Annotated in this window: 12 protein-coding genes; 3 read left to right on the forward strand and 9 right to left on the reverse strand. The window is 50.6% G+C overall.

The window, feature by feature from the left end:
- Positions 1–11: 11 nt before the first annotated feature.
- On the forward strand, positions 12–929 hold the full coding sequence (locus QWY20_RS08230) for a GGDEF domain-containing response regulator (protein ID WP_330128541.1): 918 nt from the start codon (positions 12–14) through the stop codon (positions 927–929).
- A 55-nt stretch (positions 930–984) separates the two neighbouring features.
- Here QWY20_RS08230 and efp read toward each other — a convergent pair whose 3' ends face one another.
- Genes efp through QWY20_RS08250 form a run of 4 tightly spaced genes read right to left on the reverse strand, consistent with a single transcriptional unit; the run spans position 985 to position 3,657 of the window.
- Positions 985–1,545 (reverse strand): elongation factor P, encoded by a 561-nt coding sequence (efp, locus tag QWY20_RS08235; protein WP_330128685.1) that lies wholly within the window; start codon positions 1,543–1,545, stop codon positions 985–987.
- A gap of 21 nt (positions 1,546–1,566) precedes the next feature.
- On the reverse strand, positions 1,567–2,727 hold the full coding sequence (gene earP / locus QWY20_RS08240) for an elongation factor P maturation arginine rhamnosyltransferase EarP (protein WP_330128542.1): 1,161 nt from the start codon (positions 2,725–2,727) through the stop codon (positions 1,567–1,569).
- 2 nt (positions 2,728–2,729) lie between these two features.
- Positions 2,730–3,104 carry a hypothetical protein gene (locus QWY20_RS08245; protein WP_330128543.1) on the reverse strand — a complete coding sequence of 125 codons (375 nt, stop codon included), beginning with the start codon at positions 3,102–3,104 and terminating at the stop codon, positions 2,730–2,732.
- A 22-nt stretch (positions 3,105–3,126) separates the two neighbouring features.
- On the reverse strand, positions 3,127–3,657 hold the full coding sequence (locus QWY20_RS08250) for a hypothetical protein (RefSeq protein ID WP_330128544.1): 531 nt from the start codon (positions 3,655–3,657) through the stop codon (positions 3,127–3,129).
- Positions 3,658–3,854: 197 nt separating this feature from the next.
- On the opposite strand from QWY20_RS08250, the gene QWY20_RS08255 reads away from it, so the two are divergent.
- Complete coding sequence (locus tag QWY20_RS08255) at positions 3,855–4,055, forward strand: DUF3185 family protein (protein ID WP_330128545.1); 201 nt, start codon at positions 3,855–3,857, stop codon at positions 4,053–4,055.
- Between the two features lie 101 nt (positions 4,056–4,156).
- On the opposite strand, the gene glnS is transcribed toward QWY20_RS08255, so the two are convergent.
- Positions 4,157–5,821 (reverse strand): glutamine--tRNA ligase, encoded by a 1,665-nt coding sequence (gene glnS, locus QWY20_RS08260; RefSeq protein WP_330128546.1) that lies wholly within the window; start codon positions 5,819–5,821, stop codon positions 4,157–4,159.
- A gap of 304 nt (positions 5,822–6,125) precedes the next feature.
- Here glnS and QWY20_RS08265 point away from each other — a divergent pair, with 304 nt between their 5' ends.
- The gene (locus QWY20_RS08265; RefSeq protein ID WP_330128547.1) at positions 6,126–9,065 is read left to right on the forward strand and encodes a TonB-dependent receptor domain-containing protein; all 2,940 of its coding nucleotides are present in this window, start codon (positions 6,126–6,128) and stop codon (positions 9,063–9,065) included.
- A gap of 134 nt (positions 9,066–9,199) precedes the next feature.
- On the opposite strand, the gene sucD is transcribed toward QWY20_RS08265, so the two are convergent.
- The 4 genes from sucD to QWY20_RS08285 all read right to left on the reverse strand — a co-directional run bounded on the left by sucD (position 9,200) and on the right by QWY20_RS08285 (position 15,867).
- On the reverse strand, positions 9,200–10,072 hold the full coding sequence (sucD, locus tag QWY20_RS08270) for a succinate--CoA ligase subunit alpha (RefSeq protein WP_330128548.1): 873 nt from the start codon (positions 10,070–10,072) through the stop codon (positions 9,200–9,202).
- Complete coding sequence (gene sucC / locus QWY20_RS08275; RefSeq protein WP_330128549.1) at positions 10,072–11,238, reverse strand: ADP-forming succinate--CoA ligase subunit beta; 1,167 nt, start codon at positions 11,236–11,238, stop codon at positions 10,072–10,074. The genes sucD and sucC overlap by 1 nt, the downstream gene beginning before the upstream one ends.
- A 271-nt stretch (positions 11,239–11,509) precedes the next feature.
- Entirely contained in the window at positions 11,510–13,042 is a 1,533-nt protein-coding gene (odhB, locus tag QWY20_RS08280) for a 2-oxoglutarate dehydrogenase complex dihydrolipoyllysine-residue succinyltransferase (RefSeq protein WP_330128550.1), read from the reverse strand.
- Complete coding sequence (locus QWY20_RS08285; protein ID WP_330128551.1) at positions 13,039–15,867, reverse strand: 2-oxoglutarate dehydrogenase E1 component; 2,829 nt, start codon at positions 15,865–15,867, stop codon at positions 13,039–13,041. Before QWY20_RS08285 ends, odhB begins: the two co-directional genes overlap by 4 nt.
- Positions 15,868–15,917 lie beyond the last annotated feature (50 nt).

A 15,917-nucleotide genomic window follows, 5' to 3' on the forward strand; every position in this document is an offset into this window, starting at 1 on the left:
ATGTGATTGGAATGATGAGTCAAGCAGCCACGTGCAGACAACGCGTCTTGATTATTGACGATCAAAAAACCAACCTGAAAATCCTCGGGGATATCCTGCGCCAGGATGTCGATGTCATACTGGCACAATCCGCCGAGCAAGGTTTGCGTAAAGCCATTGACTACCACCCCGATTTGATTTTGCTCGATGTATTAATGCCGGATATCAGTGGTTTCGAGCTGATTAAAACACTGAAGCATCAAAGTCAGACCAGCAGCATTCCAGTCATCTTTATTACCGCCTTAAATGACAGCAGTCACGAAGAACAAGGCTTGCACCTGGGCGCCTGTGACTACATTTACAAGCCGTTTCATACCGCCATTGTGCAGGCAAGGGTACGTTTGCATTTGCAATTGGCCAGGCAACGGCGGATGTTGGAGCAGTTGGCCCACATCGATCCTCTGACCGGTATCGCTAACCGCCGTAAATACGCCCAGGTGCTTGATCTGTTCTGGCGCAGTGCGGTGCGACAGCAAAGCCCGCTAAGCATCGTGATGCTGGATATTGATCATTTTAAAGAATACAACGACCATTACGGCCACGCAGCAGGTGACAAAATACTGCATCAGGTCGCCAACACTCTTAAAGAAAGCCTGAAGCGGCCCAATGACTTTATCGCCCGTTATGGTGGTGAAGAGTTTGTCATTCTGTTGCCTGAAAGTTCAGAAGAAGGCAGTCGTCAGCTGATTGAGCAGAGCTTGCAACAGGTCACTGATTTGCAAATCCGCCATGACTACTCCCCGGTCAGCGACATCATCACGCTGAGTGCAGGAGGTGTCAGCTGTATGCCTGCTAAGGAGCAACCACTGGAAGCAGCCATCAAACCAGCCGATGACATGCTGTACCAGGCCAAACAACAGGGCAAAAACCGGTTATGTTGGGCATCGTAAGCAGCAAAACAAACAGGGAGCCGAAGCTCCCTGTTGTACTAAACCTAACCGGTGATTAGTTTTTTGCCCGGCTACGGTATTCATCGGTGCGGGTATCGATTTCAATGCGATCACCGGTTTCCACAAAGGCAGGAACCATCAGCTCAAAACCTGTATCCAGCTTGGCTGGCTTCATCACCTTACCTGTGGTATCCCCTTTGGCAGCTGGCTCGGTATAAACCACTTCACGTACCACGATGGTAGGCAAATCAACAGAGATTGGGCGCTCACCGTAAAACACCAGGGTGCACTGCATGCCATCACCTAAGTACTTCAGCGCACTTTCCATGTTTTCCGCTTCAACTTCGTACTGATTGTACTCTTCATCCATAAACACATACATTGGATCAGCATAGTAGGAGTAAGTGACTTCTTTGTTTTCCAGAATCACTTGCTCAAACTTATCATCAGCCCGGTACACAGTTTCAGTTCCCTGGCTATTCAGCAAGTTTTTCAGCTTCATTTTAACCACAGCCGAGTTGCGGCCCGACTTGTTGTATTCCGCTTTTAAAATCACCATTGGCTCACTGGCAACCATAATCACCTGGCCAGCACGCAGCTCTTGAGCAGTTTTCATCATAATAGTAGTTTCTTCTTACTAGGAAAAATTTGGCGTTAGTATAAATTTATTTTCAACAAAACGCACCAGATTCTTTGCCAGATCCTGCTGTTTGCACTGTTCAGTTCGCCAATTCAGGCAATGCTGCTGCCACTGAGGCATGACCTCGACCAGGCGCTGCCAGGGGGGAACAAGTTCACTTTGCTGATTCCAGTGCAACCAAAACTGCCACAGAGCTTGCTGCAAAGATGCAGGCATCTGTTGTGAGAAGAGTTGCCAAAATGCCCTTAACTTATCCAGGTGGGCTTCTTCGGCCTGGCGATACAGTTGCCAAACAAAGGGCTTGCCCGCCCAGATGGCACGTACCAGTGAGTCCTCCCCCCGTACAAAGTTGATATCCGCGCACCAGAGCAATTGATCAAACTGCAACTGACTTATAAAGGGAAGTAGCTGCAGCCTGAGGTTGCCGATGCTGAACGAGCGGTCTTTTGCAAGCTGCGGTATCAAGGTGCGTAGTTCAATTGCCAGGGCCCCTTCAGGCACCAGACAAAGTTGTTCATACTCCTGCTGGCCCCAGGCCGTAAGCAAGGACAGCAATTCGTGATGACTGTAGGCAAAGAGGCAGATCAGTTGCTGGTAACGCTCGGGATGCTGAATGCCCAGCTCAGCTAACAGCTGGCTCTTTCCATCGAGTTCCAGCCAGTTGCTTCTGTTTTCCAGTAAATGATGTTCCCGCAATAAACCACCGGTACCCGGCACAAAGCCGGGAAAGAAAAAGTGTTTTTGCAGCGGCAATTGCGGATGGGGGGATGGCAACGCATGGCAGTCGAGCACCCAATTCTCAGCCGATAAATACTCCAGATTTAACCAGACAGGTTTTGGCTGGGCTGCAGCCATCATGTCTAAATACCATGGTGGCAAATCGCAGGCAAAAGCCTCTATCACGACTTCAGCACAGCCGTTCAGCTTTGCGTACCCAGTCTCATCAGACCCCCAATGCATCACCTCAATGCCGTTACATAATCTCTGCCTGGCGAGCTCGGGCTGAATGTCAGCGCAAATACGCTGAAAGCAGTGCAAATCATCCACCCAAAGCCGAACCTGGCAATGATGCTCTGTGCGCAACTGCTGCGCTAAGCGCCAGCAAATACCAATATCACCAAAGTTATCAATCACCCTGCAAAAAATATCCCAGCGCACCTTCAATGCCCCACGACCAGACGCAGCAAAGCGCCACCAGCAACCCGCAGTGCAAGCACCATAATGGCCAACCAGATCAAGCTGGTCAGCACGGCGAGCAGTGAGTAACCAAAACGGAGCAAACGAATTTTAAGTCGCTGAAAAAAGCCAGACTGGCCATCCAGCACAGGAACCGGCCTGGTAAATAACTTGATGATCAATAAACAGCCAAGCAGCGCCAGCATCAGCAGTAACCAGAACAGCACTGAGCTTTGATGCGGCCGATCTGCCCCTGCCAGCTGCCAGAAAAACAGCAGGCCCGATGCAACTGCCATCAATACAATCAACCAGAAAGCGGGATTGAGAAAGGTAGCAATTCGATGATAGAAATTCAGCATAGTTAAGGTCCTTTCACTAGTGCTAAGCGCGTTGTGTTGGCTGATGCAACGGAGGATACAGAGCCAGTAAACCTGAGTCACCCTGCATATCACCAATCACCCACACCTGTTCAAAAGGATGCGATTTCGGTAAGTGAAGTTTCGGAAAATGCGCCAGCATCTCTTCTTTAGTCCACAACGGGTTAGCATTGCGGATTACCAGCCAGACCCGTTCACTGTCGTAACTTTTCTCGGCTTTGCTGGCCAGTAAGCTGTTTAATGCAGCGACCAGTCTGGCTTCTGCCGGCATCCGCATCAACTGCAGCAACTCGCGGTGGGTATGAGCGCTCAACTCTCGCCCAAGAATATGCATGGCTTCAGCTTCACTGCCATACAGGTGTGCAATTTCTAAATCCAGTTTTTGGTCGTCGTAGTAACAGGAAACATCTGGCCGGCGCGGGGCATTGTGCCAGATGTGGCGCATGGTGATACCAAAACGCCGCTCATACAAACGCATAAAAATGCGGGCTGCCTCGTGTTCCAGCTCTATTTTTTCGTCCCGACCGGACACCATTCACTTGCCTCCATCGCCTCTTGCCTGCCTGGTTACCAGATCAGCTGCGCCAAAGTTTGACTAAGCATTTCAAAATAGTACGCAATTTTCCCTCGCTCGACTAGGCTTAAAGGCAGGTCACCTCACCAAACAACCTTTAACTCTAGCTTGTGAGGTGCCTGTTCAATCCGATCCATACTTGAATCAGGGAGAAAAAGATGCAACGTATTATTGGCATAGCCGCCCTTGTCGCCGGTGCTATTTTACTTTACTTTGCTTACACCGAATACAACTCAACGGCCTCGCAAATCACCGAGGCGATTACTGGTAACCCAACTGACAACACCGTGCTGTACCTGATCGGCGGTGTGGTCGCTGTCATCATCGGTTTGGGATTACTGCTAAGAAAAGGTCGCTAAATAGCCCTACAGGCTGCCGCACCTATTTTTTGCCGAGGTTATGGCTACCAAAACAGAAGGGCCATCCGATGGATGGCCCTTTCTCTTAGGCGTGTCCGCGCTTAAAACGCGTCAGACCAACTGTCCCGCAAACCGACGGTACGGTTAAATACCAACTGTTCTTTGGTTGAGTCTTTACTATCCGCGCAGTAGTACCCTTCCCGCTCAAATTGATAGGCTTGCCCGGCAACAGCATGCTGCAAAGAAGGCTCTACCCAGCCTTGCTTCACCAGCAACGACTCTGGGTTCACAGACAACAAAAAGTCATCTTCAGCGGCAGGATTTGGCACACTGAACAGGCGATCATAGACCCGAAACTCGGCGGCTTTGGCCTGGCTGGCTTCCACCCAATGGATCACACCACGTACTTTGCGACCATCGGCCGGATTTTCACCAAGCGTTTCCGGCAGATAACTACACAATAGTTCTACGACCTCACCATCGGCATTTTTAACCACTTCGTCGGCTTGAATCACATAGGCATTGCGCAGCCGTACACAACCGCCGGTGACCAAACGCTTGTATTTTTTGTTGGCCTCCTCCCGAAAGTCGGCCTGATCAATATACACTACTTTACCAAAGGGTAACTTGCGCTGCCCCAGGCTATCATCATTAGGATGGTTGGCTACATCCAGCCACTGCAGCTCGCCATCCGGGTAATTGGTAATCGTGACTTTCAGCGGTTCCAGCACCGCCATGGCACGAGGTGCCCGCACATTCAAATCATCCCGGATGCACGACTCTAGCGCACTTAGTTCAATGATGTTGTCCTGCTTGGTGACACCAATGCGTTTGGCAAACTCACGAATCGACTCCGGTGTGTAACCGCGACGACGCAAACCGGCAATGGTCGGCATGCGCGGATCATCCCAACCCTGCACCACTTGCTTTTCTACCAGAGTTTGCAGCTTGCGCTTACTCATCACCGTGTATTCCAGATTCAAGCGGGAAAACTCAATCTGCTGCGGATGACAATCAATGCTGATGTTGTCCAGGATCCAGTCGTACAGGCGGCGGTTGTCCTGAAACTCAAGCGTACAGAGCGAGTGCGTAATGCCTTCCAGTGCATCCGAAATGCAGTGGGTAAAATCGTACATCGGGTAGATGCACCATTTATCGCCAGTCTGATGATGATGAGCAAACTTCACCCGGTAAATCACCGGATCGCGCATGCAGATAAAAGGCGAACTCATATCAATCTTGGCCCGCAGTGAGCACTCACCTTCTTTAAAACCACCGGCACGCATTTTTTCAAACAAGGCCAGGTTCTCTTCCGGCGTGGTATCGCGGCTTGGGCTGTGCTTACCCGGCTTGGTGAGACTACCCCGGTACTCCCGCATTTCTTCAGCATTTAAGAAACACACATAAGCCAGGCCTTTTTGAATCAGTTCAACGGCAAAGCCGTACAATTGATCAAAGTAGTCCGACGAATAATGCACCGGCTCTTGCCAGTCAAACCCCAGCCATTTCACATCCTGCTGGATGGAATGAACAAAGTCGATGTTCTCTTTTTCCGGGTTGGTGTCATCAAAGCGCAGATTGCAACTGCCCTGATAATCCGCAGCAATGCCAAAATTTAAACAAATCGATTTTGCATGGCCAATATGCAAAAAACCATTGGGCTCGGGTGGAAAACGGGTATGCACCGAGTTGTGCTTGCCGCTGGCTAAATCTTTATCGATGATTTGACGAATAAAATTACTGGGGCGATGATCTACGTCCGCCATAATGAGTCAGGTCCTCTGAATTGCACTTTATCGTAAGATGCTAAAAATTTTCGCTATTATAGCATTGGAAAACCAAGCTGCTAGCACTCCGGTTAATCTTTATGATAGGCAATAATATTCAATGCCTTACGGGTCATTAGTACAGGATAAAACCCAGGTGTTAACACATATTAGCTACTTTTTAATTTGACCTGTGACTATTGAAGTGGCTAGTATCATAGAGTGTTTGCTTTACACTGCACATCAAATCTTATTTAGAAAAAATTAAAAAAGTCTGTTCACAAGGCTTCCTGGGAGTTACCACATGTTTATCCAAAATAAGACCAATAAAGCCGTGCAGCTTGCGCTAGCTTTTGGTGCAGCTTCGCTGCTCGCTGTGCCAGCTGCAGTCTCAGCTGAAACTGAAGAAAACCAAGAGGCAACCGAAATTCGCCCAGAGCGTATTCAGGTTGTCGGTTCGCGTATCCGTACCGATGGTATTGATAGTGCCACTCCGATTGAGATTATCAGCTCTGAAATTGTTGCTTCGCAAGGTTTAACCACCGTAGGTGAGTTATTGCGAACTGCGACTGTTGCCAGTGGTTCTAACCAGCTGGTTTCTGCCATGTCTGTCGGTTCAGTGACCGAAGGTGGTGCAGGTAACGAGTCGATTTCCATGCGTGGCCTTGGAGCCAACCGTACTCTGGTTCTGTTAAACGGCCGTCGGGCTGGTCCTGCCGGCACCCGTGGTCAGGTCAATGCCTTCGATATGAATGCTTTGCCGGTATCCATTGTTGAGCGCGTTGAAGTCCTCAAAGATGGTGCCTCTTCCCTGTATGGCTCAGATGCAGTTGCCGGTGTAATCAACATCATTACCAAACGTGGTGATGACTCCAGCGTTAACTTCAGCATGAACCAGCCGTTTGAGTCCGGTGGCGAGCGTTTCCGGATTGATGCGACCTATGGCAAAACATTTGATCGTGGCTCATTCCGGGTCGTTGCAGATTACCGGTACGACAAAGAGTTAGCCCGTGGCGACCGTAAACACTTTGATTGCAGCGAGCGCTACATTTTTACCGCAGATGGCAGTGAGCGGCTGGATCCAATCGATCCGCGCACCGGTCAAATCCACTGTAGTGATCTGCCTTACGGCATGTGGCTATGGAATGCCGGTGCGGGTAACTACCTGGCAACCATCAACTCTTTCGATTATGATGGCCTCCATGCAGCTGCTGGTCGTACTCCATACACAGCAGTTAATCCTGGTGATATTTCCACGCCAAATGGCTGGTACCCGGTGGGTTACGATGCCGAATCCGATGGCTGGCTGGATACAAACCATCCGTTTCTTCGTCTGGCGACAATGAACCCGGAGAATAAGGTTGCTTCTGTTTATGGCCAGTTTAATTACGATTTGACTGACAACATTTCTTTTTACTCCGAGTTAATGCACAACCGTCGTCAAACCACCATCAATGGTTATCGCCAGTTCTGGGAACCCTTTATTCCTGCCTGGTTCGGCTTAGTTGACGGTTGGGATGGTGATGTATACCTCGATCCGACCACAGTGACCGATCATTCTGGTAACGTCACCACCATCAATTACACCCGTGGTGTGATTGGTTTTGAAGGCAGCTTGGGCGATTGGGACTGGGACGTCAGTTATCAGCGCAGCCTAAACCGTGGTAACTACGATACCAAGATTATCTTGGAAGATGCGTTGGTGATGGCTTCTGATGCGATCTGGGGCGACCCGTGTGAAGGCGAGTTTACACCTATTTCGAATCGCCCTTGCTACGCAGTACCATTCTTCGATCCAGAATACATTCGTGGTAACCACAACCAGCAAACCAAGGACTTCCTGTACGGGATGGACTATGGCCGTACCATCTACAAACAAGACACCCTGGATGCTTACATCACAGGTGATGTGTTTGAATTGCCCGCGGGCAGCATTGCAACCGCAGTTGGTTTAGCGTATCAAACGGATGAAATCAAAGATACTCCCGGAGAAAATACCCTGGCCAATAACTCCTGGGGTATGACCGGTGCTGGTGTGACAGCTGGTAAATCCAACACCAAAGCGGTGTATGGTGAGGTAAAAATTCCGCTATTGAATGATCTGCCGCTGGTAGAGTTCATGGAACTGACTGCATCTGCCCGTTACACCGATGTTTCTACCTATGGTAGCGGCACGACCTACAAAGCCGGTTTATTCTGGGAAATTGGCCAGGGCTTTAGTTTGCGTGCTGGCCGTGGTACCTCCTTCCGTGCACCAGCCTTGTTTGAGCTGTTCCTGGACAACCAGACCAGTTTCTTTGATCAGCGTAACGATCCATGCTGGAACTGGGGCGCACGGGAAGATGATGGCAGCATCAATCCAAACGTAGCAGCGAACTGTGCTGCCGATGGTGTTCCTCGTGATTATGCGCAGGACTTTGGTTCAGGTACTCAGATCACCGGTGGTGGTGCTGGTGTGCTTGAAGCAGAAACATCCGTATCCAAAAATATCGGCTTAGTCTACACCAGTCGCAACAATGTGTTTGCAGCGTCCATGGATTACTACGATGTCGTCATTGATGATCAAGTATCGGATGTTGGTGGTATCAACGTACTGAACCTGTGTTATGCCTCTGAAAACTTTGGTAATGAGCCATTCTGTGACCAGGTAACTCGTCGTCCGGGTACCGGTGGTGACTGGGGTATCGATACAGTTCGTGGTGGTTACGTGAACGTAGCACAGCAAAAAGTTCGCGGTGTCGACTTCGTGCTGTCCTACAATGACGACACGCCATTTGGTCACCTGCGTATGACACTGAACCACTCACTGCAAATTGAGCGTTCGTTCAAGCAGTTCCCAGACAGTGATCCTATCCAGTACATCGGTCGTTTGGGTAATCCGCGTCATTCAGGTACGCTTTACAACACCTTACGCCGTGATGACTGGACCTTCAACTGGAACATCACCTACTACAGCAAAGTAAACGATTACGATCGCTTTGCAGATGGTCCGTTCTTCAACTACCGTGGCACGCCAGCGCGTCGGGTATTTGAAGCACCAACCACCATCTACCACACCTTCTCAGCCAGCACTGGCTTTGATAATGGTCTGGATCTGACTGTGGGTGTCGCTAACGCCTTCGATAAGAAGCCGCCTGTAACTAGTACTTCATCTGCTATTGCCAACGTTGGTAATGCGCTGTTGTACTCACAGTACGATCAGTTTGGCCGTCGTGTCTTTATGAACTTGTCGTACAACTTCTAAAGGTTGTATAGCAGTAACTATAAAACCAGCCTTCGGGCTGGTTTTTTATTGTTGCTTATAAAATAAACCACGAACAGAAGAGATAAAAAAACCCGCTGCAAGCAGCGGGTTTTTATTCGAGGCAGAAAATCAGCTTACCAGCCGGTCAGTTCGCGCAGTGCTTTACCGATGTCGGCTAAAGAACGGACGGTTTTGACACCCGCGTCTTCCAGAGCACGGAACTTGTCATCCGCTGTACCTTTACCACCAGAAATGATGGCGCCCGCGTGGCCCATACGCTTACCCGGAGGTGCAGTCACACCTGCGATGTAAGATACGACCGGCTTGGTGACGTGGTCTTTGATGTAAGCAGCCGCTTCTTCTTCAGCGGTGCCACCGATTTCACCGATCATCACGATGGCTTCGGTTTTTGGGTCTTCCTGGAACAACTTCAGAATATCAATGAAGTTAGAGCCTGGGATTGGGTCGCCACCAATACCTACACAGGTAGACTGGCCAAAGCCTTCGTCGGTGGTTTGCTTAACCGCTTCATAGGTCAGAGTACCAGAGCGGGAGACGATGCCCACTTTACCGGCTTTGTGGATATGGCCAGGCATAATACCGATTTTGCACTCGTCCGGCGTGATCACGCCCGGGCAGTTTGGACCAATCATCCGCACGCCTTTACGGTCGATGTACTCTTTGGCAAACAGCATATCGATGGTCGGGATACCTTCAGTGATACAGACGATCAGTTCAATACCAGCGTCTGCCGCTTCAATGATGGCATCTTTACAAAACGGTGCAGGCACGTAGATCACAGTCGCAGTAGCGCCAGTCGCTTCTACAGCTTCACGCACGGTGTTGAATACCGGCAAACCCAAATGGGTAGAACCGCCTTTACCTGGGCTGACACCGCCTACCATCTGAGTACCGTACTCAATGGCCTGAGTGGAGTGGAAAGTACCCTGGCTGCCAGTAAAACCCTGACAGATCACCTTGGTGTCTTTGTTAATCAAAATGCTCATTAGTTGCCTCCTGCAGCTTTAACGACCGCCTGAGCCGCTTCGCTCAGCGAGTTGGCTGCAATGATGTTCAAGCCGCTCTCTTGCAGTTTTTTCGCGCCCAGTTCAGCATTGTTGCCTTCTAAGCGAACCACTACAGGAACGTTCACACCCACTTCTTCCACCGCACCGATGATGCCTTCTGCGATCATGTCGCAGCGTACGATGCCACCAAAGATGTTGACGAACACAGCTTTCACAGCAGAGTCAGACAGAATGATTTTGAACGCTTCAGAAACGCGCTCTTTGGTCGCGCCACCACCCACATCCAGGAAGTTGGCTGGCTTGCCGCCGCTTAGCTTCACGATGTCCATGGTACCCATCGCCAGGCCTGCTCCATTGACCATACAGCCGATGTTGCCTTCCAGCGCGACGTAGTTCAGTTCCCACTGGGCTGCACGGGCTTCACGCTCATCTTCTTGCGATGGATCGTGGAAAGCACGCAGTTTAGGTTGACGGTACAGCGCATTGCTATCCACCACCAGTTTGGCATCCAGACAGTGCAGGTTGCCATGGGAAGTAATCACCAATGGATTCACTTCAATCAGTGCGATGTCCAGATCAACAAACATCTGTGCCAGGCCCAGATAGATTTTGGTGAACTGCTTGATTTGCTCTGGTGTCAGGCCCAGTTTAAAGCCAATTTCACGCGCCTGGAACGGCTGAGCGCCCACCAAAGGATCAACCGCCACTTTGATGATTTTTTCTGGCGTTTCTTCCGCCACTTTTTCGATGTCCACACCACCTTCAGTCGATGCCATAAAGACAATACGACGGCTGGCACGGTCTACCACGGCACCAAGATACAGCTCTTTTTCGATATCGGTGCAGGACTCAACCAGGATTTTGCTGACCGGCTGGCCTTTTTCATCAGTTTGGTAGGTCACCAGGTTCTTGCCCAGCCAATGCTGCGCAAAATTACGAATTTCTTCTTTGGAAGAAACCAGTTTCACACCACCCGCTTTACCGCGGCCACCAGCGTGAACCTGTGCTTTAACGACCCAGCGATTGCCACCAATACGGTCTGCAGCTTCAGCAGCGGCTTGAGGAGTTTCCTCCGCAAAGCCTTCAGAGACTGGTAATCCGTACTCGCGGAACAGCTGTTTTGCCTGATACTCGTGCAAATTCATGGCTATTTTCCGTTATTTAAAAATGAAAGCTGGCCTACTGGCGCAGCCTGACCTACAGATCGGCGCATAGTATAGCGCTTCACCGCCTGATTCGAAATGCTACAGACGTCTAACTGCAGCATTATTTCGCAACTTTTTGGCATAATCAGCCAGATCTGAAACAGCGACTGCCATACAGAAATGGCTCTCACCAAGACAAAACGAGCAGCCACCATGGACTGCTCGCAACACGGCAAGGTCAGCAACCTCGCCGGGGCCAACCGCTCTGCGATTAGATATCCAGCAGAATACGGGTTGGATCTTCCAGTAACTCTTTGATGGTTACCAGGAAACCGACCGACTCTTTGCCATCAATAATACGGTGATCGTAAGACAGCGCCAGGTACATCATCGGCAGGATTTCAATCTTGCCATCCACCACCATGGCGCGATCTTGGATCTTATGCATTCCAAGGATAGCAGACTGTGGTGGGTTGATGATTGGCGTCGACATCAGAGAACCAAAAACACCACCGTTGGTGATGGTGAAATTACCACCTTGCAAATCGTCCATCGACAACTTGCCATCACGGCCCTTAATCGCAAGATCTTTAATGGCTTTTTCAATTTCGGCCAGGTTCATCTTGTCACAATCACGCAGTACCGGCGTGACCAAACCGCGTGGTGTAGAGACGGCAATGCTAATATCAAAGTAGTTGTGGTAAACAATATCGTCACCATCAATGCAGGCATTGACTTCAGGGAAACGCTTCAATGCTTCAGTCACCGCCTTGACATAAAAAGACATAAAGCCTAAACGAATGCCGTGACGCTTTTCAAACACATCCTGGTACTGCTTACGCAGATCCATAATCGGCTTCATGTTGACTTCATTGAAGGTAGTCAACATGGCAGTAGAATTCTTCGCTTCCAGCAGACGGTTGGCAATGGTTTTACGCAGCCGCGTCATCGGGACCCGTTTTTGCGTTCGATCACCACTCACGGCAGCAGGCGCTGATGCAGCAGGTTTCGCTGCTTCTTTGCTGCCGGCAGAGGCCAGGTGTTTTTCTACGTCTTCTTTGGTGATACGACCATTTTTGCCACTGCCTTTGATTTTGCTGGCATCCAGACCTTTTTCCGCTATCAGACGGCGCACAGACGGGCTCAACGCATCATCACTGCTGTCATCAGCTTCTGCTTTGCTGTCGGCTTTGTCGTCCGCTTTCGCTTCGGTTTTGCTGTCGCTCTTGGCTGGTGCTGCACCGGCTTCCAGCTTACCAATCACTTGTTCGGCCTGTACGGTCGCACCGGTATCTTCCAGAATGTCGCCCATCACGCCATCGGCTTGAGCGACCACTTCCAGTACCACTTTATCAGTTTCAATGTCGACCAGCACCTGGTCACGGGTCACAGCTTCACCAGGCTTAACATGCCAGGTTGCAATGGTTGCATCAGCAACGGATTCAGGAAGTACGGGTACTTGAATGTCCACTTGTTCACCTTTTGCGGATTGTTCAGATTGAGAAGGTTCTGCTGCATCAGTCTTTTGGCTGGATGACGCAGAGGATTTGGTATCAGCGGCGGATTTGCCGCCAGCACTCAGGGTAGCCAGCACTTGCTCTGCCGTCACAGTGTCGCCTTCCTGGTGCTTAATGGAGTCGATCACACCGTCATCCGGTGCCGCCACTTCCAACACAACTTTATCGGTTTCAATGTCGACCACAATTTGATCACGACTCACGGTGTCGCCTTCCGCGACATGCCACTTGGCAACAGTGGCATCAGCGACGGACTCTGGCAATACAGGTACTTTAATATCTGTCATTGTTTTTCCTCGTGATTCAGTGTCAACGCATCGTTGATCAGCGCTTGCTGCTGCTTATTGTGCACCGACAAATAACCGACGGCTGGCGATGAAGAAGCTTCCCGGCCGGCGTATGTCAGGTAGCCCGCTTTGCCAATGGCAGCACGGAAATGATGCTGACTGCAATACCAGGCGCCCTGGTTTTGCGGCTCTTCCTGACACCAGACATAATCGGTAACATGGCTGTACTGTGACAGGATCTGATCCATTTCTTCGTGCGGGAATGGATACAACTGCTCCACCCGGATAATGGCAATATCGGTGATTTCACGTTTACGACGCTCTTCCAGCAGTTCGTAATAGACTTTACCACTGCAGAACACCACCCGTTTGACATCAGCTGGTTTGATATCGTCGATTTCACCAATCACGTTCAGATAGCGGCCAGATGCCAGCTCTTCCAGCGTCGAAGTAGCTTGTGGATGACGTAGCAAGGATTTTGGTGACATCACAATCAACGGCCGACGCATTGGGCGTACCTGCTGACGGCGCAGCATGTTAAACACCTGAGCCGGCGTGGTGGGTACACAAATTTGCATGTTGTGATCGGCACACAGCTGCAGGAAACGTTCCAAACGCGCTGAAGAGTGTTCCGGGCCCTGCCCTTCGTAGCCGTGCGGCAACAATAAGGTCAAGCCACAAAGCCGGCCCCATTTTTGCTCACCAGAGCTGAGGAATTGGTCAATCACCACCTGAGCACCGTTGGCAAAGTCACCAAACTGACCTTCCCAAATCACCAAAGCACGCGGTTCAGCGGTAGCATAACCATACTCGAACGCCAAGACGGCCTCTTCCGACAAGGCAGAGTCATACACCTGGAACGGGCCTTGCTCGTCGGAAATATGCTCCAACGGCACATAGGTGCTGCCATCGATCTGATTGTGCAATACCGCATGGCGATGGAAGAAGGTGCCACGGCCCGAGTCCTGCCCAACAATACGAATGCGGCTGCCTTCATTCACCACAGAGGCATACGCCAGAATTTCAGCAAAGCCCCAGTCGATTTTCTTTTCACCTTGCAGCATCTTGGCACGGTCTTCGTAGACCCGGCCGACCTGACGCTGCAGCGCATGACTAGCTGGCACCTCAATGGCTTTTTTACCTAGGGCAACCAGAGATTCGACGGTCATACTGGCATCGTAGTGACTATCCCAATCATGATTCAGGAAAGGCGTCCAATCGACCGAGCTGGTGTGATCCATCCGACGCCATTCATCCACCACGCAGTCGCCTTTATCCAACGCATCGCGGTAATTGGCCATCATGGCTTTGACATCATCATCACTCAGCAAGCCCTGTTTGATTAACGTCTCAGCATACAGCTCACGCGGCGTTGGATGTTTTTTAATTTTTTGGTACATCAGCGGCTGTGTTGCATTCGGCTCATCCGCCTCGTTGTGACCATTACGGCGGTAACACACCAGGTCAATCACCACATCGCGCTTGAAGGTATTGCGGTAATCCACGGCCAGTTGCGCCACCAGCACCACGGCTTCCGGATCATCACCGTTCACATGGAAAATCGGTGCCTGTACCATTTTGGCGATATCAGTACAGTAAGCTGTTGAGCGGGTATCTTCCGGGTTGGAGGTGGTAAAACCAACCTGGTTGTTGATCACAATGCGTACGGTACCGCCCACTTTAAAAGCACGGGTTTGCGAAATATTGAAGGTTTCAGCCACCACACCCTGACCGGCAAAGGCAGAGTCACCATGAATGGTAATCGGCAAAGCCAAAGAACCATCGCTGCAACCACGGCGATCCAACCGGGCACGAACAGAGCCCATGACCACCGGATTCACAATCTCCAGGTGCGATGGGTTAAAGGCCAGCGCCAAATGCACGTTGCCGCCTTTGGTAGCAAAATCGGATGAGAAACCCATGTGATACTTCACATCACCGGCACCCACCACCGTGTACTTACCGGCAAACTCATCGAACAAATCCGATGGGTTTTTGCCCAGTACGTTGATCAGAGTATTTAAACGTCCCCGGTGTGCCATGCCTACAACACAGTCTTTAGCGCCATGCTCACCAGCCCGGTGAATCATGGTTTTCAGCATCGGGATCATGGCATCGCCACCCTCCAGACCAAAACGCTTGGCTCCCGGGAACTTAGAGCCCAGATACTTTTCCAGACCATCAGCAGCGATCAAGTCTTTCAAGATCCGGCTTTTGGTGTCTTTATCGAAATCTGGAGTGGAGTGAATGCTTTCCAGCCGCTGTTGGATCCAGCGCTTTTCATCGGTAGACACGATGTGCATGTACTCGGCGCCGATGGAGCCGCAGTAGGTTTTTTCCAGGGCTTTGTGCAAATCGCCCAATTTCATCGTTTCCGGGCCACCGGCGAATGATCCAACATGGAACTCAGTATCGTAATCAGCTTCAGACAGGTCGTGATGCGACAACTCGAGATCACGAACGCGTGGCTGCTTCCACAAATCCAAAGGATCCAACCGGGCATGTTGGTGCCCACGGAAACGATAGGAGTTGATCAATTGCAACACTTTTACCTGACGCAAATCGGCCGACTGACTGCCCTGCACCGTGACGACTTCACGATGTTTATTGCGCGCCAGCTCTGCAAATTGCTGCCGGATGTCCGAGTGTGGCACTTCCAGATCAACACCATCAAGCTTTGGCAACTGAGCGAAAAACTCACGCCACTCGTCCCCTACACTGGTAGGTTCCGCCAAGTAGGATTCATAGAGCTCATCGACATAGGCCATGTTGCCACCGCCCAGATGAGACGACTCTAACCACGCCTTCATCACACCTTCGTGCATTTAGTTTCCCTTATTTCTGCGCACCTGGAAAAACCGCAAAAAAATAACAG

Origin of the sequence: Alkalimonas cellulosilytica, from assembly GCF_036325985.1 — a bacterium.
Taxonomy (GTDB): Bacteria; Pseudomonadota; Gammaproteobacteria; order Enterobacterales; family Alteromonadaceae; genus Alkalimonas; species Alkalimonas cellulosilytica.